The 18,093-nt window shown below is 62.0% G+C and carries 17 protein-coding genes; 6 read left to right on the top strand and 11 right to left on the bottom strand.

The window, feature by feature from the left end:
* Positions 1 to 75: 75 nt before the first annotated feature.
* The 8 genes from JWP26_RS10750 to JWP26_RS10715 form a co-directional block, all read right to left on the bottom strand.
* Positions 76 to 1,044 (bottom strand): ABC transporter permease, encoded by a 969-nt coding sequence (locus tag JWP26_RS10750; protein WP_299727034.1) that lies wholly within the window; start codon positions 1,042 to 1,044, stop codon positions 76 to 78.
* Positions 1,045 to 1,065: 21 nt separating this feature from the next.
* Positions 1,066 to 2,580, bottom strand: coding sequence for a sugar ABC transporter ATP-binding protein (locus JWP26_RS10745; protein WP_299727031.1), 1,515 nt, complete (start codon positions 2,578 to 2,580; stop codon positions 1,066 to 1,068).
* 93 nt (positions 2,581 to 2,673) lie between these two features.
* Positions 2,674 to 3,657: an ABC transporter substrate-binding protein gene (locus JWP26_RS10740; protein WP_299727028.1), complete on the bottom strand. Its 984-nt coding sequence runs from the start codon at positions 3,655 to 3,657 to the stop codon at positions 2,674 to 2,676.
* A gap of 124 nt (positions 3,658 to 3,781) precedes the next feature.
* Positions 3,782 to 4,672, bottom strand: coding sequence for a GntR family transcriptional regulator (locus tag JWP26_RS10735; protein ID WP_299727025.1), 891 nt, complete (start codon positions 4,670 to 4,672; stop codon positions 3,782 to 3,784).
* A gap of 359 nt (positions 4,673 to 5,031) precedes the next feature.
* On the bottom strand, positions 5,032 to 6,234 hold the full coding sequence (locus JWP26_RS10730; RefSeq protein WP_299727022.1) for an FAD-dependent monooxygenase: 1,203 nt from the start codon (positions 6,232 to 6,234) through the stop codon (positions 5,032 to 5,034).
* A complete protein-coding gene (locus JWP26_RS10725) occupies positions 6,234 to 6,941 on the bottom strand; it encodes a methyltransferase domain-containing protein (RefSeq protein WP_299727019.1) in 708 nt (235 codons plus the stop codon). The genes JWP26_RS10730 and JWP26_RS10725 overlap by 1 nt, the downstream gene beginning before the upstream one ends.
* A complete protein-coding gene (locus JWP26_RS10720) occupies positions 6,941 to 8,026 on the bottom strand; it encodes a type III polyketide synthase (RefSeq protein WP_299727016.1) in 1,086 nt (361 codons plus the stop codon). Before JWP26_RS10720 ends, JWP26_RS10725 begins: the two co-directional genes overlap by 1 nt.
* 177 nt (positions 8,027 to 8,203) lie before the next feature.
* Positions 8,204 to 8,878 (bottom strand): phosphatase PAP2 family protein, encoded by a 675-nt coding sequence (locus JWP26_RS10715; protein ID WP_299727013.1) that lies wholly within the window; start codon positions 8,876 to 8,878, stop codon positions 8,204 to 8,206.
* 136 nt (positions 8,879 to 9,014) lie between these two features.
* Between JWP26_RS10715 and JWP26_RS10710 the strand changes: the two genes are divergently transcribed.
* From JWP26_RS10710 to JWP26_RS10685, 6 genes are read left to right on the top strand one after another with little or no spacing between them, the layout of a single operon-like run.
* A complete protein-coding gene (locus JWP26_RS10710; RefSeq protein WP_299727010.1) occupies positions 9,015 to 9,608 on the top strand; it encodes a hypothetical protein in 594 nt (197 codons plus the stop codon).
* A 35-nt stretch (positions 9,609 to 9,643) separates the two neighbouring features.
* A complete protein-coding gene (locus tag JWP26_RS10705; RefSeq protein WP_299727007.1) occupies positions 9,644 to 10,414 on the top strand; it encodes a hypothetical protein in 771 nt (256 codons plus the stop codon).
* Positions 10,415 to 10,459: 45 nt separating this feature from the next.
* Positions 10,460 to 11,131, top strand: a complete 672-nt coding sequence (locus JWP26_RS10700; RefSeq protein ID WP_299727004.1) for a response regulator transcription factor — start codon at positions 10,460 to 10,462, stop codon at positions 11,129 to 11,131.
* Positions 11,124 to 12,527 carry an ATP-binding protein gene (locus JWP26_RS10695; protein WP_299727001.1) on the top strand — a complete coding sequence of 468 codons (1,404 nt, stop codon included), beginning with the start codon at positions 11,124 to 11,126 and terminating at the stop codon, positions 12,525 to 12,527. The genes JWP26_RS10700 and JWP26_RS10695 overlap by 8 nt, the downstream gene beginning before the upstream one ends.
* Positions 12,524 to 13,273 (top strand): COG4280 domain-containing protein, encoded by a 750-nt coding sequence (locus JWP26_RS10690; protein ID WP_299726998.1) that lies wholly within the window; start codon positions 12,524 to 12,526, stop codon positions 13,271 to 13,273. The genes JWP26_RS10695 and JWP26_RS10690 overlap by 4 nt, the downstream gene beginning before the upstream one ends.
* Positions 13,270 to 13,476 carry a hypothetical protein gene (locus tag JWP26_RS10685; RefSeq protein ID WP_299726995.1) on the top strand — a complete coding sequence of 69 codons (207 nt, stop codon included), beginning with the start codon at positions 13,270 to 13,272 and terminating at the stop codon, positions 13,474 to 13,476. The genes JWP26_RS10690 and JWP26_RS10685 overlap by 4 nt, the downstream gene beginning before the upstream one ends.
* A gap of 161 nt (positions 13,477 to 13,637) precedes the next feature.
* On the opposite strand, the gene JWP26_RS10680 is transcribed toward JWP26_RS10685, so the two are convergent.
* The 3 genes from JWP26_RS10680 to JWP26_RS10670 are packed head-to-tail and all read right to left on the bottom strand — an operon-like array spanning position 13,638 to position 18,007.
* Positions 13,638 to 15,896: a glycoside hydrolase family 95 protein gene (locus JWP26_RS10680; RefSeq protein ID WP_299726992.1), complete on the bottom strand. Its 2,259-nt coding sequence runs from the start codon at positions 15,894 to 15,896 to the stop codon at positions 13,638 to 13,640.
* Positions 15,896 to 16,951 carry an ABC transporter ATP-binding protein gene (locus JWP26_RS10675; protein WP_299726989.1) on the bottom strand — a complete coding sequence of 352 codons (1,056 nt, stop codon included), beginning with the start codon at positions 16,949 to 16,951 and terminating at the stop codon, positions 15,896 to 15,898. The genes JWP26_RS10680 and JWP26_RS10675 overlap by 1 nt, the downstream gene beginning before the upstream one ends.
* Before the next feature lie 24 nt (positions 16,952 to 16,975).
* Positions 16,976 to 18,007, bottom strand: a complete 1,032-nt coding sequence (locus JWP26_RS10670; RefSeq protein ID WP_299726986.1) for a LacI family DNA-binding transcriptional regulator — start codon at positions 18,005 to 18,007, stop codon at positions 16,976 to 16,978.
* Positions 18,008 to 18,093: the final 86 nt, after the last annotated feature.

The following is an 18,093-nucleotide window of genomic DNA, read 5'->3' as shown; positions in this document are numbered from 1 at the left end:
CCGTTTAGAATTTCCGCCTGAGCGACATTGAGGCAGCGATGCCGTTCACGTGCCGAGGCGGATGCCGGCCAGGCTCTAGCGTCCGCGCCGCCGCAACTGATCGAAAAACACGATGACGATGATCAGCACGCCGGTAATGATGCGCTGCCAGAACGAATTGACGTTGAGCAGGTTGGCGCCGTTGCTGATGGTCGCCAGGATGAAGGCGCCGATCAGGGGGCCATGCACGGACCCGACGGCCCCGAACAGCGACGTGCCGCCGATGACGCTCGACGCGATGGCCTGCAATTCCCAGCCCTCGCCCTGGGTCGCATTGCCTACGCCCAGACGGGCCGCCAGCATGACCCCCACAAAAGCCGCGCACATGGCTGAAAGGCCATAGGCGATGAAGATCATCTTGGGGACGCTGACCCCGGACAGGCGGGCCGATTCCGAATTGGAGCCGACCGCATAGAGATAGCGGCCCCATTTGCTGAGGTGCAGGAAGATATAGGCCGGCACGGCGACGATCACCACCATCCAGAACAGGTTGGGAATTCCCAGGAAGCTCTCGCGCGAAAACTGGGTGAATGCCGGATCGGTAATATTGATGGTCGATCCGTTGGTCATCAGCAAGCCCATGCCGCGCAAGGATGTCAGCGTTGCCAGCGTGATGATGAACGGTGGCAAGCCCATCTTGACGATGCCAAAGGCGTGGAAGAACCCGATTGCCAGGCCCATGAGCAGGGTGATGATGATCGCCAGCCAGATCGGCATGCCACTTTGAATCAAGCCTGCCACGATCACGGTGGAAAAGCCGACGATGGCCCCGACCGACAGATCGATGCCTCCGGTAATGATGACGAAGGTCTGCCCGATCGCGAGGATCGCAATCATCGAGCCTTGCCGCAACAGGTTCGAGATATTGTTAGGAGTGGCGAAATTGGGGGTCGCGATGCTGAGCACCACGCATAGCAGGAGCAGCAGCCCGACCAGCGTCAGCGCAAACAGGAAGCTGAAATTGCGCTTGGCCTTGGTCGTTGTCGGGGTAACTTCGGTTGTCATCAAGCTCTCCAATGGATGGCGTCAGACGCCGATGGCCTCGGCCAGAATGTGTTCGTGAGAGGATTGCCGATACGTCTGCGAGCCGGTGAGCCGGCCATCGCGAAACACATGCAGCGTGTCAGCCAGCTCATACACCTCGGGCAGGTACGACGAGATCAGGATGATCCCCGCGCCGTCCTTGAGCAGCTTGGCAAACAGGCGATAGATTTCGGCCTTGGTGCCAACATCCACGCCAACCGTGGGCTCATCGAAGATGAAGAGGTCAGCCCCGTGGTTGAGCCACTTGCCGATCACGATCTTCTGCTGATTGCCCCCGGACATCGAGGAAGCCAATGAGCGCCGCGACGGCGTCTTGATGCCCAGGTCCTTGATCTGCTGGTCGGCGCGCCGCTTTTCCTCGCCGACATCGACGAAGGGACCGCGCGTCAGCCGATCATAGATCGGCAGGTTTAGGTTCAGTCCGATCGGCAGGTTGAGGTTCAATCCCTGGTCGCGACGGCTTTCCGGTGCCAACGCAATCCCCAGCGCGATCGCCTTGCGCTCATTGCGGATATTGACCTCCTGGCCTTGCCATTCAATTGATCCCCCAGTCTTGGGATTGCGCCCGAACAGGCTCAAGGCGAACTCGCTTCGGCCAGCGCCGATCAGGCCATAAAGCCCCACGATCTCGCCCGCATGCACCTTGATCGAGATGTCCGAAAAGCCTTTGCCGGAGAGTTGCTTGGCCTCGAGCAGCAGTTTGCCGAAGGGTATGGTTTCCTTGTGGTAGATCTGGTCCAGCGTCCGGTTGATCATCATCGCGACCAGTTCGGTATCATTGGTCTCAGCGATATTGCGCGTTCCCACCAAGAGCCCATCGCGCAGCACCGAAACGCGGTCGGCGAGTTCGAATATTTCCTCCATGCGGTGGCTGATATAGACCACGGTCACGCCTTCACCCCTGAGCCGGCGGATCAGGGCAAACAATTGCGCGGCTTCCTGCCGGGTCAGATAGGCGGTGGGCTCGTCGAAGATGATGAACTTGGTGCCGCGCACAGAGGCGCGTGCCGTCGCCACCAATTGCTGCTGCCCGATGGTGAGCGAGCCCAGGATCGCATCCGCCTTCAGATCAAATCCGATGTCATCGAGGATTTTCTGCGCGGCGCGGGTCATGGCGCCTTTTTGCAGCATCCCGAACCGAACGGTTTCATCACCCAGGAAAATGTTGGCCGCGACCGATAGATGGCGGCATAGCACGACTTCCTGATGCACCGCGTTGATGCCGTGGCCAATCGCCTCGCTGGGATTGGCCAAGCCAACTTCCTGTCCGTTCCACAGGATGGCGCCGCCAGTGCGCTGAATGACGCCGGTCAACAGCTTTATCAGCGTCGACTTGCCGGCCCCGTTCTCCCCGACGATGGCGTGAATTTCACCACGGTTGAAATCGAGCGAACTCGGCTTGAGCGCCTGGATATGGCCATAGCGCTTTTCCAGGCCGCGCAACTGCAAGATCGGCACGATTGCCGCTTGGGCTGAATCGCTTGCAAGCTCAGTCAACGCAAATCTCCTCCGCCGTGTGGCGCCCCAGGCAAGTCGTCGCATCGATGGATGCGGGGCGCGGTCATCTCGTCAGACCGCGCCCCGTACCGATCAGTTGACCTTGGGGTTCAGCAGTTCCTGGCTGCGAGGATCGTTCATGTTCGCGGTGGTGATCAGATTGGCACCAGTATCGACGAACTTCTCGACGGCTTCGCCCTTGGACGCGGCCAATGCAGTTTTGATGCCGTCATAGCCCATCCGGTAGGGGTCCTGGACGACCAGCGCGTCGATCGTGCCGTCCTTGAGGAAACCAACCAGCTTGTCGTCGCTGTCGAAACCGATCAACGCCACTTTCTTGGACGCGTCGTTCTCAGCCAGAGCCTGACCCGCACCCTGCGCCATGATCAGGTTGGAGGCAAAAATGCCAACCAGGTTTGGATTGGCGGTTAGCAAGTCGGTGGTGATGTTCAAGCCGGTCGCTGCCTGGCCGTCGGCATACTTGTCCGCGACCAGTTTGAGGCCGGGATACTTGGCCGCAAGCTGTTCCGTGAAGCCTTTGCGACGCTCTTCCAGCGAGCCGGCATTGGGCACGCTGGTGATCAGTGCGACTTCGCCCTCGGCCTTGCCCGTTGCGGCGATGATGGCGGCGGCCAGGCCGTCAGCGGCGATGCGGCCACCCTGGACGTTGTCGGTTGTCAGGAAGGATGTAAAGGCGTCCGAGTCAGCCGAGGAGTCGATGCCCACGATCGGCACGGACTTGGCCGCCTCGGTGATCGGCGCACCGAGCGCCGACTTTTCCGTCGGCGCAATCACGACCGCTGCGGGCTTGCCGGCGACGGCATTTTCGAGGATCGAAATCTGGCCGTTGATGTCGGTTTCAGCCTGTGCCCCAAGCTCAGGCACGTTGACGCCCAGATCCTTGCCAGCTGCGCGCGCGCCGGCAAGCACGATCTGCCAGTAGAAGGACGTGGTGTCCTTGACGATGATCGGAATGGTCACATCCTGGGCGAAGGCCGGCATCCCCGACATACCGGCGAGCAGAGCGATGGCGGAAAGGCCCAGGACCGCGCGGCGGCCCAGTTTTACGGATTTCATTATCAACTCCCTTTGGTGCGCGTTTTTTGCGGTCTCTCCCGGACCGCCGCGCTGCACCATCTACGCACAATCAAAATTGCCGCGCCATATGTTTTTTATGCATAGAAAACATACCAGCAGCGGTTTATTTCCTTGAGAAGGCTTCCAGCATGGTTGTGCGGGCGGACGCCAGATGCCGGTTGCAGGCCGAGTTGACCTTTTCCAGGTCGCGGCTCTTGAGAGCGGCTATGTAATCGAGGTGTTCGCGGATCGCCACGGCATTGCGGACGCGCTCGTCACGTTTGTTCCACTGGTAGTGATAGTGGAAAATCAGCGTGATGATGTCGTAGAAATCATCAATGAAGCGATTTGGCGAAGCGCCGTTGATCAACCTGTGGAAGCGATTGTCGAGATCGGAGAAGTCATGAAATTTGGTGTCTATTGTATCCAGCAGTTCGTGATGTTGAAGCTCGATCGCGTTCAATTTCGTCCAGGCCGAGGCGTTCTTCGGTAATCGGGCAAATGCGAGCGCCGACCGCAATTCGAACATCTGTCGGATCTCGAAAAGTTCGATCCCGAAATCTTGAGTGAACCCCTTGAACAGCCAACCTGATTTGCGGCGTTTCTCGATCAGTCCGAAGCGCTGGAAACGGTTGAGAAATTCTCTGATGACGGTAGTGCCGACATTGAATTCCCGCGCCAGTTCCAGCTCATTGATCAGCGTTCCCGGCTTGGTGTCCGCCCGCAACATCCATTCCATGAACTGGTTCTCGACCTGTTCGGAGGTTGAGACGGTTTCGGTAACGGGAAAATGTGCCGCTGGGGTCGCCGGCGCAACGGCGATACGCGTCTTGCCCACTCGAGACACCAGTTCGCGCTGGTCAAGCAAGGCAATGGCTTTTCTGACCGTCGTGCGGCTGACGCCAAGCCGGGCGCTCAAGACATTCTCGGACGGCAGGGCTTGCCCAGTTGGCAACGCGGCCAAAAGGCCCAGCAATTGATTGAACGCTTGTTTAAAAACCGTGTCGCTTTTCATCTCGAAAAGGGCCCTTCGGGGTTCCAAGCATCCACGTCACCTGTTGAATGAGTTTGTCTCATTCGTCCGGCCTCTTGAGCTTTTTCGGCGGCCTGCTCGTACATCATGCGCCAACTGCAGATATCCGAGCGGCTAACCATGAAAGCACTGTCTCCAGACGAATCGAAAGGCTGTCTATCCGTGTGGTGCTGAAAATAATTACGGCGCGACGGCCTGCGATTGTGGTTGGATTGGCCAATGTGCAAGCTTTAGGCTCGACTGTCTTGGCACTCTTTGTGTCGAGCCGCCAGCGTTTCCAAACGGCGAGAGCGCGTCGCCAGCCGCGATGTCGGATTACCGTTGGACCGAGCCGGTTTCCATTACTTGACAATGCAGGGTGTGAACTCTGGCAGCCTTTTTGTTTTTCCGCTGAGGCGTGCGCCGGTCGACAGGCTGACCGGAAACCGGCTGATGACAAGATGCATAAGCTTCGCGCCATTGGCCGAAGTCGCCAGTCCGGACAGCACGGAAGCCAGCCGAATGCGTGTCGCAAACTGCTTGCGCCAGACCGACGCATAGGCCTTCCCTGCTGCAGCTCGCGCGGTGCTATCCCAGGCGTCGAACTGGCCAAGCTGCGCTGCAAGGATCCAGCCCGATTGCAATGCCATGGCGATGCCCTCGGCGATGATGGGATGGGACTCGCCGGCGACATTGCCGACGCGGAAAATGTCGTCGGCGTAAGCTCGGCGAATCCCAGGACGGATCGGGCCTGCGGCGAGCCAGGGACCGGCCAGTTCCGCGCCATGCAAGGCCTCGGCGACGCCGGGGCAATATCTGAGGATGTGATTGAACGCGGCTTCCGCCGCGCTGCCGTCTGGGCTGACGCGGCGGGCTGCAGCCAAAGCGTCGCGGCGGATGCAGAACGACAGCGACAAGCGATCGTGGTCGGCCCAGACCATGCCGCCATACCCGCCTGGAAACGCGATCAGCGGCATGAGATCAGGCGGCAACCTGCCACCAATAAAATGAGCCTTGAAGCCCAGGAAGTCATGCGGCCGATTGATCTTGGTGAGATTGGTTGGAAGTTTGCCGGGTTCCCAGGACCCGTGCGCTGCCACGATAACGGGAGCCTCGAGTTGCAGTTGCTCCGTCGCCGATTCTATCGTGACGGAAGAGCGTTCGACGCCCGCCACGATGTCGGTCGCCCGCCACGGTTGAAAAACGATAACGCCGCCGGCACGCGCCGCGTCCAGCAACAAACCGTCCAACACGTCCCGCCCAAGCGCCCGCCCGAAGGCTGTACCCTGCCCTTCCGGCATAGGCGCTTCGACCGCGTCACCCGCTGCGAACAGTGCGACACGCCTGACCTCCGGTCCGGCCTGGGCGCGAAACTCCGCCCCAACCCCAAGCTGGTCGAGCAGATCGATATCGATGGCCGAGGTGAACTCGCCACAGACCTTGCGGCGCGGAAATGCGCTGCGTTCCACGATCGCCACCGAACGTCCCTGCTGCGCTAAACCAATAGCTGCTGCTGTGCCGGCAGGACCGGCGCCGATGATCACGGCATCGAAATGTGTGTTCATCAGCCTGTGCCGCGCGCCACAAAGGCATGGGTGAACGGCCCAACCCGGCGTTCCTGAAAAGCCGTTGCCGTTCCCCCGGGCCAAAGTCGGGATAGATCGTCGCTAGCAAACCCGGCCCGCACGCTGGCCGCCGCATCATGCAGCGTCACCGTATTGGCGCCGATGGCACGCAACCAGCCGGTACACCACAAGGCCAGCCCGCTCCGGCGCGGCTCCGTGGCCAAAAAGCATGACGTCAGCCTCGGCATGACGGACAGCAGTTTCTCAAGCTCCAGATCCTCGAAATGATGCAGGAAAAGATTGGCGGAAACGGCATCGAAAATCCCGATGTCCGGTCTGTCGATCCACTCGAAGACATCGGCGACCACCGACTGCGCACGCCAGCCGAGAGAGGCAAAGGCGGCTTTTATGCTGGGGGTCAGCAAGTCGGCCTGATCGAGCATTATCACCTCGACATTTGGCCATTGTGGCGCCAGCCGACGGGCGACCGAAAGCATGAAGCGGCCATCGCCTGCGCCGATCTCCAGGATGCGCAATGGCTTGCGCTCAACGTTGGCGCCCAGCAGACGCGCCATGATGGCGCTCTGGAACATCACAGCATTGACGCGGACTAGATCGCGCCGTGACGCCATGGCGCGGGGATCGTCTACCGCCATCGTGTCGAGCAGTTCCGGCTCGATCCGCCGGCGCGACAATGGACCGGGCATTAGTGCGCCGTCCCAACCGCCTGGAACATCATGGTTTCGGCGGTCAGGCCGGGCCCGAACGCCATGGCGCAACCAAGGTCTCCAGCGGTGGGGTCGGCCAGCATGCGCTCCAGCACGAACATGACCGTTGCCGAAGACATGTTGCCGTTTTCGCGCAGCACAGCTCGTGACGGCATCAGCGCTTCAGGTGGCAAGGATAGCGCCCGCTCGACAGCGTCGAGGACTGACTTTCCCCCTGGATGTACGGCCCACAGGTCGATCTCGGCAACGCTCTTGTTGCCCAGGATGATGCCAATGCCGGCGTTCAACGTGTCATGGATTGCCGATGGCACCTGACCCGACAGCACCATATCGAAGCCATCGTCACGCACGCTCCAAGTCATCAGTTCGCGGCTGTCTGCCGCCACGATGGCGCGGAAGCTATCGAGGCTGAAGCCTATGGCATCGGCACTGACGATCGAAGCGGCGCAGCCATCGCCCCACAGGCAGAACGACAGCAGCTTTTCGAGGTCGGTAGTTTCCTTGAGATGGAGCGTGCACAGCTCGATATTGACGATCAGAACGCGCGCCTCGGGTTCGGAACGCACGATGTGTCGCGCCTGCTTGAGCGCATTGATGGCGGCATAGCACCCCATGAAGCCAATGATCGTCCGCTCGATCGAACTCGACAGGCCGCACAGGGCGATGACTTCGAGGTCAATACCGGGGGCGGAAAATCCGGTGCAGGTGGTAACGATCAGATGCGTGATTGTGGCGCGATCCTCGCCATCGAGAACCTTTTCGACAGCTTGACGCGCCAGTTCCGGAGCGGTTGCGGCAAACATGTCCATTCGTTTGGCCGTCCCCGGAAAACCACCTCGCGTGAAAATCCCCGCGCCATCGACGATGGGCCCTTCCGGGTCGCTCGCCTGCTCGAAGCAGGAAAATCGATGCTCGATGCCGCCCTTGTCGGCCATGCGGTTGAAAATTGCCCTTCGACGCGGGTCCTGGCTAAGTTGAGAGCTCGCAAACCCAATGAAGAACTGGTGGACGTCATTTGACGGAACCGCGGTGGCAATGCGATTCAGGTAGGCTTGAGCGGGCATGTGCAGTCCTTCTTGGGCCGAAATCGGCCACCGCTCAGCGGGCGGGTAATCGGCCAGCCTGAAATATCTGTGGCTCTACCAGTAGAACCTGACGTCAAGCTGAAGGCTAAACGACTTTGCCCATCGGTAGTTCCAGCAGGTCTTGGTCGGCCGGAGCTTGCGGCTGAAATACGGCGCTCAGCGCCGGTTCAACCCCAGCAGATTAGCGCCCACCCAGCACAGCAGGGCCCAGGCCGCCCCAAGCGACCAGCCGGCAATCACGTCGGTGGGATAATGCACGCCCAGATAGACCCGCGAGACGCCGACCAGCAGCGTCAGGAAAATACCGGCGACGATGCAAAGCGTTGCCAGACGGCGGTCGGCGCAAAGGGGCGCCAATAGCGCCGCCAGCGTTAGATAGACCACCGCCGATACCGTCGCGTGCCCGCTGGGGAAGCTCGAGGTAAACACCCGCATCGCCTCCAGCATGGGCGGCCGGGGCCGATCGTAAATCTGCTTGAACACCGATGATAGGACGGTGCCACTGAGCACCGCAAAGGTGACATAGGTTGCGGTCAAAGGACGCTTGATCAGCACCAAGCTGATCAGCACCAGGATGACGATCAGGCCAAGTATGGAAAAGCTGCCCAGCGAGGTCACGTCGCGACCAGCCTCTTCGAGCCATGCCGGCCCAATCGGATTCATGATGTCGCCGTTGTCGCGCAGGACCATGGTGACGGCGGTATCGAAGACGACGGTGTCGCCCTCGATCACCTCATCGGCGACGAAGCCGAAAGCTCCGAGCAGCACCGCCAGGGCCAGGGCGGCAAACAGGATGGGGCGGCGCGAAGCGGGAATGACTGGCAATTTCATAGCTTTGCTATGCCATGCCGCGCGCACGGTGTCTCCCGCCGGTTGATTTCTTACACCGATGTATAGCCGCTGACAGGCTGGCGTGACCGGCCCTGACTATGGTGAGCGCCAGCCGATCCACGCTTTGGAGCCCACGATGAGACTTTCGCACTTTGCTCTTGCCACCTGCCTGTTCGCCCTGCCGATAGCGGGCGCCGCGACACTCCCCGCCTTCGCCGCCGTCACGGTCAGCGAGTTGGGCGACCTCTCGGCCATGCATACCATCGTGGCCGATACCCAGGCGCTGGTGGCGTCCAATGACCTGGCCGGCGCCGAGACCAAAATTACCGAATTCGAGACGGCCTGGGACAATGCCGCCAACGACCTGCGTGCCAGGAATGCGCAAAAATGGGATGCCATCGACGCCGCTTCCGATGCCGCGCTCGAGGCAGTGCGGGCGGACGCGCCGGCTTCGGACGCGGCGCTGACGGCGCTACTGGCCCAGCTCGACAATCCGGGCGCCACCAATGCCGCCGGTGTCGTTACCACCGATACGTCCGGCAAGCCCCTGCCCTGCGAGGACATGCTGGCCAAGTATCGCGCCGCGCAGCCGAAAGCCGCCAGTCTCGACGACGCCACCAAAGCCAAGGTCGCCGAGCTGGAAGCCAAGGGTCTGGAGCGCTGCAACGCCGATGACGACAAGCGCGCCGATGACTTCTTCGGCCAGGCCATTCAACTGATAGGTGCATGATGGAAATCGCCAGCACAACACGTTCCGGGCCGGAAATGGCCACTATCGACGGCGTCGAGGCCTATAACCGCGTGCCCCGCGTCACCGTCGATTTCTGGCTGATCAAGCTGATGGCGGTCACGGTCGGGGAAACCGCAGCCGATTTCCTCGCCCTTAATATGGGGATAGGCCTGCAGACCACGACCATCATCATGATGGTCGTACTGGCCGTGGCCATCGGCCTGCAGTTCAGCCGCAAGCGCTATGTGCCATGGACCTATTGGCTGGCGGTAGTGCTGGTGAGCGTCGTCGGCACGCTGATCACCGACAATCTGGTCGATACTTTCGGTATCCCGCTGGAGACCACCACGATCGGCTGCACCATCCTGCTCGTGCTGACCTTCGGTGCCTGGTACGCCAGCGAAAAGACGCTGTCGATCCACACCATCGTCACCACGCGCCGCGAGATTTTCTACTGGCTGGCGATCCTGTTCACCTTTGCGCTGGGTACGGCCGTGGGCGACTATGTCGCTGAGACCCTTGGGCTTGGATATCTGGCCACAGGCGGACTGTTCGCGGCCGTCATTGCGTTGATCGCCGTAACTCACTTCGTGCTGAAGGCAGACGCCATCCTGACCTTCTGGCTGGCCTATATCCTGACCCGGCCGCTGGGCGCCTCGTTCGGAGACTTGCTGTCGCAACCGATGGAATATGGCGGGCTGGGGCTCGGCACGATCATCACCAGTGTCATATTCCTCGCAGTCATTGCCGCCCTCGTGATCTATATGAGCCTGATGGTGCCGCGACGGGATGCCAGCGCAGCGTAAGGCCATTTCGTTGACGCACCGTCCATCCTGACCGAGACTTGCCCCATGCGTATCCTGTTCGTCGAAGACGATGCCCGCACCGCCGAGTATGTGAACCGGGGCCTCACCGAGGCGGGCCATGTCACCGACGTCATCCGCGACGGCCGCGATGGTCTGGTTCAGGCCATGAACGAGCGCTTCGACGTCATGGTGATCGACCGCATGCTGCCCGGACTCGATGGCCTGTCGCTGGTCAAGGCGCTACGCGCCTCCGGCAATACCACGCCGGTCCTGTTCCTGACCGCGGTCGGCGGCGTCGACGACCGAGTCGATGGCCTCGAAGCGGGCGGCGACGATTACCTTGTCAAGCCATTCGCCTTTTCCGAACTGCTGGCGCGCCTGAACGCCCTGGCGCGCCGGCCACCGGCCCAGACCGAGAAGATCAAGCTGCAGGTTGGCGATCTCGAAATCGACCTAGTGCGTCATAGCTGCCGGCGCGGCTCGGTGGCGATCGACCTGCTGCCGCGCGAATTTTCGTTGCTGACCTATCTGATGCAGAACGAAAACCGCGTGCTGACCCGCACCATGCTGCTGGAGCGGGTGTGGGATTTTCATTTCGACCCTCAAACGAGCGTGGTCGAGACCCATATCAGCCGCCTCCGCGCCAAGATCGACAAGCCGTTCGATAGGCCCCTGCTCCATACCATTCGCAATACCGGCTACAGCCTGCATGCTTAAGGCCCTCTACCGCAGCACACCGTTCCGGCTGATGGCGCTGCTGAGCATGGCCTTTCTGGCGTTCCTGGGCCTGGCGGGATTTATCGCCTTCGGGCTGATCCGGGCGGAGCTCGACGCCCGTCTGACACAGCAGCTGGAGCAGACCTTTTCGATCATTGCCCAGTCCTACGGCGAGAACGATCTCACCGACCTGGTCGATCTCGTGCGTAGCAACGCGGCCGCCAATCCGGCGCTGGAGCGGGTCTTCTTATTGCGCGGTCCCGCAAGCGAGGTGCTCGGCGGCAATATCACCACGGCGCCGACGGCCACCGGCTGGTCCGTCACCACTGCCGCCCAACTGGGTCTGACCGCCGACGACGAGATGTACCGCATCTATTCCGGCGCGGTCGGGGGCAATACGCTCGTGGTCGGCGCCAGCTTCGATGAAACCGAAGCCGTCGGAAGCATTGTGCTCAACAGCCTCGGCATGGCCGGTGTGCTGTTCGTCATCCTTGTGGTCATCGCCGGCATCCTGATCGCCACGCGCGGCCAGCGCCGGATGGATCGCATCGCCAATACGATGGCCTTGGTCGGTCGTGGCGAACTGGCGGCCCGCATTCCGGTCCAGCGCAACCGCGATGACCTGGACGATCTGTCCACCCAGATCAATCACGCGCTGGAGCGGCTGGCGGGCCTCGTGGAAGGCATGCGCCAGGTCAGCGTCGACATCGCGCACGATCTCAAGACACCGCTCAACCGCCTCAGCTTCACCGTGCAAAACGCCATCGAAAGCGAGGAGGCCGGCCAATCCGTCGCCACGCTGCTGCAACAGGCGCAGGAGGAGACCCGGCAGATCAACATGACCTTCGAAGCCCTGCTGCGTATCGCCCAGATCGAGTCCGGCGCCAGACGGGCGCGGTTCAAGGACCTTGCCGTGGCTCCGATCCTGCAAACCCTATTCGAGGCCTATGCCGACGTTGCCGAGGAAAACGGCCAGACCCTGACCATCGCCGTTGAGCCATTGCCTGACATCCATGGTGACAAGGATCTGCTGACCCAACTGTTCGCCAACCTGATCGAAAATGCCATCCGCCATTGCCCGCCCGGCACCACAATCGCCATGTCCGCCGACGCGACCAACGGCCAGGTTTTCGAAGTCAGCGTTCGCGACAATGGGTCGGGCATTCCCGATGCGGAACGCGACAAGGTCTTCCAGCGCCTCTATCGCCTCGACAAGAGCCGGAGCACGCCGGGCCATGGCCTCGGCCTCAGTCTGGTCAAGGCCATCGCCGAACTGCACGGCGCCACGATCATGCTGGCCGACAATCGACCGGGCCTGTGCGTCCGCGTAAAATTCCCCCAGACAAATGCCGCTACAACCCAATCCAATCAGTTCACAGATCGGAACCCCGCATGACTGCTACCGTCTTCTCAACGGTGACCGCGGCCTTCCTCGCTTCCTTCGTGGAAGTGGTGGAGGCGTTCACCATCGTGCTGGCCGTCAGCCTGACCCGCGGCTGGCGTCCCGCAGTCGTCGGTGCCGGCCTCGCTCTCCTGGTGCTCATCGCACTGGTGCTGGTGTTCGGCCCGCTGCTGGCGCTGATCCCGATTGCCTATGTGCAGTTTGTGGTTGGCGTGTTGCTGATCCTGTTCGGCATGCGCTGGCTGCGCAAGGCGATCCTGCGCTCCGCCGGCGTCATTGCGCTACATGACGAGGATAAGGCCTTCGCCGCCGAAACCGCCGCGCTGGCCCGACAGGCGGGCGACCGCCGCGCCGACTATCTGGCCGGTCTCGCCGCCTTCAAAGCGGTGCTGCTCGAAGGCATCGAGGTGATCTTCATCGTCATCGCGGTCGGCACCACGCGCGGGCTGACGCTCTACGCCGGCCTCGGCGCACTGGCCGCCGTCGTCGTGGTGATGGGCTTGGGCATGGCCCTGCACCGGCCGCTGTCGAAGGTGCCCGAAAACACCCTCAAATTCGTCGTCGGCCTGATGCTGACGAGCTTCGGCGTGTTCTGGACTGGCGAAGGGCTTGGCGCCGAATGGCCGGGTGCCGATCTCGCTTTGCTCGCCATCTTCGCCGTTTTTGCCATCGCGTCCTGGGCGATCCTGCAAACCGCGCGTCGCACGCGGCTTACCGTCACCGATGAGGCAGCCCAATGAAATTCTTGCGCATTGCCGCCGACGAACTCATTGGCATGTTCATCGACGACGGGAGCCTTGCCCTGTGGTCGGTGGTGCTGATCGCCATCGTTACCGCTGCGGTGCTGTGGCTTGGCTTTCCGGGCCTTTGGGGCGGGGTATTGCTGGTTCTGGGCTGCGTCGCGAGCCTGGCCGCCAGCGTCATGCGGGCCGTCAGGCGATAGCGGGAAAGCTCAGGACAGGCAGCTTTCGGGGTGGGTGATGCGATTGGTGGATACTTGGTCTGGGGTTGAAGGTCCATTTTGGCGCTAAGTGCCTGCTGACCATGGTTCGCATTATGTCGCGGTCACGCCGCTGAAAACCTTGGGTCAGTTCTCGATGGCGATCACCATTGGCTTGCACTGAATTCGTGCTGCATCACCTCATTTGCGAGTGTGCTTAGCCTGATCGTTTTGCCGGCGTGCACCGTGATTTCGCGGTTCTTTGCGCTCCACACCCGTACCCAGCGAACCTCGCCATTGTCCCAGCCGAAATCCAGCTCCACGCCGCCCCTTGCCCGCACGCCGCGCAAAGTGCCCTTTGGCCAGCTCGCTGGCAAAGCCGGCAGAAGCCAGACAGCATCTTCCGTCGACTGCACCAGCATTTCGAGAATGCCGGCGGCGCCACCGAAATTGCCATCGATCTGGAAGGGCGGGTGGGCGTCGAAGAGGTTGGCATAGCTGCGGGACGGGCTGAGCAGCAATTGCAATACCGCATGGGCGCGCTCGCCCTCGCGCAGGCGGGCCCACAGATTGATCCGCCAGCCGATGCCCCAGCCGGTGGCTTCGTCGCCGCGGATTTCGAGGGACCTGCGGACGGCGGCAGCCAGGTCGGGGGTTGTATCGAGGTCGATCTGGTCGCTCGGATAGAGCCCATAGAGGTGCGAGACGTGGCGATGGTGGATTTCGGGAACGTCCATGTCCCAATCCTCCATCCACTCCTGCAACTGGCCGGCTTTGCCGATGCGGTGCTCGGGCAGGCGCTGGCGTGCCGCAAGGGCCGCATCCGACAAGTCGGCATCCTCGCCCAGTTGTTCTGCGGCTTCGGCAAAAGCGGCGAACAGATCGCGCAGGATCTGGTTGTCCATGGTTGGCCCAGCGCAGAGCGAGGACCCGAATGGATGACGGTTTTCCGGCGAGATGGATGGCACGGTGACCAGATAGTCAGTGCCCGGCAGTGGCACGAGGATATCGAGCGCGAACTGCACGGCGCCCTTGAGCGGGCCATAGAGTCGCCGCACCAATCCCTCCGGTCGCCCGTCGAACCGAGCGTGATCCCAGAGCTGCGCCATGAGCCAGGCGCCGCCGGTGGGCCAGACGCCCCAGGCCGCACCATCCACCGGGCCGGTGGCCCGCCAGATATCGGTATTGTGGTGCATGACCCAGCCGCTCGCGCCGTAATGCGCCCGCGCCATTTCAGCGCCGGTGATGGCCAGGTCTTCGGCCAGGGCGATAACCGGCTCCATCATCTCGGGCAGGTTGGCGGGATCGGGCAGCCAGTAGTTCATCTGTAGGTTGATATTGGCGGTGTACTTGCTGCCCCAGGGGGGCCTGGTTTCCTTGTTCCAGATGCCCTGGAGCGTGGCCGGTTGGGTGCCGGGGCGGCTGGAACTGATCATCAGATAGCGGCCATATTGAACGTAGAGTGCCGCAAAAGCCGGATCGTCGCCCTTGGCGAAATTGGCGATCCGTTCGTCCGTGGGCAGGTCATCGCGGCCCACACCCAGATCGATCTCGAACCGGTCGAACTGGGCCCGATGCGCCGCAATGTGATTGGCCAGCAGAGTGTCGAAGTCCACCGCGTCCAGCTTACTGCGACGGGCAGCCAGCCGAGCCTCGGGATCGCCGGAGACATCGTCGAAACGGGTAAAGCTGGTGGCCATATCGATGAGAAAAAGGGCCGAAGTCGCGTCACGCACGACGAGGCGCCGACCCCGCCGCTCGACACTGCCGCCTTCGACACGCAGGTGCACGTCGATACCGAAACTCAGTTGTCCCGGCACCCCATGCTTGCCGAAATTGTGGCCCCGATAGGATAGAACGCTCGCGTCGCCGGCCAGGATGTCGCCCTCTTGCGGGCTATCGAGCCACGCTTCGAAGGCCAGCGTACCGGGCAGCGAGGACGAGACCTTCAACACCATCAAGTCATCGGCCGCCGAGACGAAGGTTTGCCGGGTGAACTGCGCCGCGTTGGGCTCGAAGCCGCTGCCGAGCAGGCCATAGCGTGTGGTCGCAACGCCCGTGGCGAGGTCGAGCTTGCGCAGGTAGCTGCCGGCAATGGCCTCGTGCTTGAAATCGAGGAACAGATTGCCCGCTGGCTGATAGCTCATCTGCAGGTAGGGCTTGGCCAGCAGGTGGGTCTGGGCCAGCGCATGCGCCTCCTCAAAGCGTCCTGCGAGGATCAGCTCGCGCACCTGCGCCAGATTGGGCAGGGCTTCGGGATTGGTGGGCTGGTAGGGCCCGCCCGACCACAGGGTGGATTCATTGAGCTGCAATTCCTCGCGCCCCACGCCACCATGCACCATGGCGCCGAGCCGGCCATTGCCCACAGGAAGAGCGTCCGTCCACTCGGTGGCCGGCTTTTTGTACCAGAGTTCGTGGGTCATCAGAGGTTCCGAAGTCTTGTGCCGGAGGGTGAAAACAGCATGGCCCGTTCGGGCTTGATGCCGAAGGAAATTTGGTCGCCGGCCCTGATGCCGCCGCGCTCGCGCGCCTCGACGACGACGCTTTCCCCCGAGCCGAGCGTGCCATAGACGAAGCGCGTGCCGCCAAGGTTCTCGACCACGTCGACCTTGACCGACACATCGGCGGCGCCGTGCCCGGGTTCGACGAAATGTTCGGGCCGCACGCCAACCAGCACCGCGCCATCCGGCACGGCCCCGGCCCATTCGGCCCCGGTTTCGAGCCGCAGCCGGCCACCGCCAAAGGCGCCGCGCAGGAAATTCATGCGCGGTGAGCCAATGAAACCAGCGACGAACAGATTGTCGGGATTGTCGTAGAGCTCCTCGGGCGTGCCCGCCTGTTCGATCTTGCCGGCGCGCATCACCACGATCTTGTCGGCCAGCGTCATCGCCTCGGTCTGGTCGTGGGTCACGTAGATCATCGTCGAGCCCAGCGTATTGTGGAGCTTGGCGATTTCCACCCGCATCGAGACGCGCAATTCCGCATCGAGATTGGATAGCGGTTCGTCGAACAGGAATACTTCGGGATCGCGCACGATGGCGCGGCCGATGGCGACGCGCTGGCGCTGACCGCCCGAGAGTTGTCCCGGCTTGCGCTTGAGCAGCGGCTCGATCTGCAAGGTCTGCGCCGCGACCGCGACCCTGGCGGCAATGTCCTCCTTGCTCAGCCCGGCCATGCGCAGCGAAAAACCGATATTCTGCTCGACCGACATATGGGGATAGAGCGCGTAGTTCTGGAACACCATGGCCACGCCGCGCTCAATCGGATCGGCCTCGTTCATCGGCTTGCCGTCGATTTCCAGCGTGCCCTTGGTAATGGGCTCAAGCCCCGCGATCATGCGCAGCAATGTCGACTTGCCGCAGCCCGAGGGACCCACGAACACGGTGAAGGAGCCGTCCTTGATGGCAAGATTGAGCCCCTCGATGACCTCGAGATTGCCATAGGATTTGCTGACATTGCTCAGTACGACATTGGCCATTCTCGCCTCCTCCGGCACGGCTCGTTAGCGTCGCAAGCGACGGGTCGAGCCTCTTAGTGTGATATCCGCATCGATACGCACGCGGCGTTTGCCCAGCGGGCCTTGTTCCTTGAGCCGCTCCGCGAGGATCGAGACGATGGATTCCGCTATCTTCTCGACCGGCTGGCCAACGGCCGTGATGCCAGGACGATGCACCGAGAAGGCCGGGACGTCGTCGAAGCTCACCAGCGAGATGTCTTCGGGAATGGACATGTCGTGCTCGCGCAGCCAGCGCAAAGCGCCAATGCTCATATTGTAATTGGCGCCGAACACTGCGGTCGGCGGGTTGGGCAGCGCCATCAGATCGCCCATGCCGGTATAGCCGCCCTGCTCGTTCCAGTTGCCATCGACCAAGAGCTCGGGAATTTCAGCCACTCCATGCGCCTTGAGCGCATCACGGTAGCCTTCAAGACGATCGCGGCCCACGGAGTCCCGGAGATTGCCGTGGATGGTTGCGACTCGCTCGTGACCGAGCTCGAGCACATGGTCAACCAGCCGCTTGCTGGCCTGCCGGTTGGCCACGAAGACGCCATCCGCCAACAGGCCGGGCATGTCGTTGTCGTACAGCACGACCAGCATACCCTCATCGATATAGGGGACGAGCCGGTGCCCAAGCTCTGCATAACCATCGATCACCACCGCATCGACGCGATGGCTGGCGAAAAATTCCAACCCGTCCATGAATGAGGTCGGATCGGTATCGTGGCAATAACAGACCACTGCGCGCCCAGTCTGGCGCATGCGGCGGGTCAGTTGATCGAGCAGGGCCGCGTGAAACTCGCCGACGGCGGGAACCATCATGCCTACGATGTGGGTCGTATTGGTCTTCATCGATGCCGCAGCGCTGTTGCGGCGATAGCCCAGTTCCTCGATGACCTGGGCAATGCGCTCGCGATTGCCGACGCGAATGGGTAGGCCGTTGATGTAACGCGACACCGTACCCACGGCGACACCGGCTTCCCGGGCAACATCGATGATCGTGGCCGGGCGAGGCCTGGTGATGGTTTGGTCGGTCATCCGTCTGCTAATCCTGCGTGAACGCGCCCGGCCCCTTTCGGCCAGACGCCTTCTGTTTGCATAGTCCGCGTTTGCTGCCGGTGCTA

It is taken from the genome of Devosia sp. (assembly GCF_028290435.1).
GTDB lineage: Bacteria > Pseudomonadota > Alphaproteobacteria > Rhizobiales > Devosiaceae > Devosia.
The sequence above is the reverse complement of the archived record's forward strand: the minus strand, read 5'-3'. Positions and strand labels throughout refer to the sequence as shown.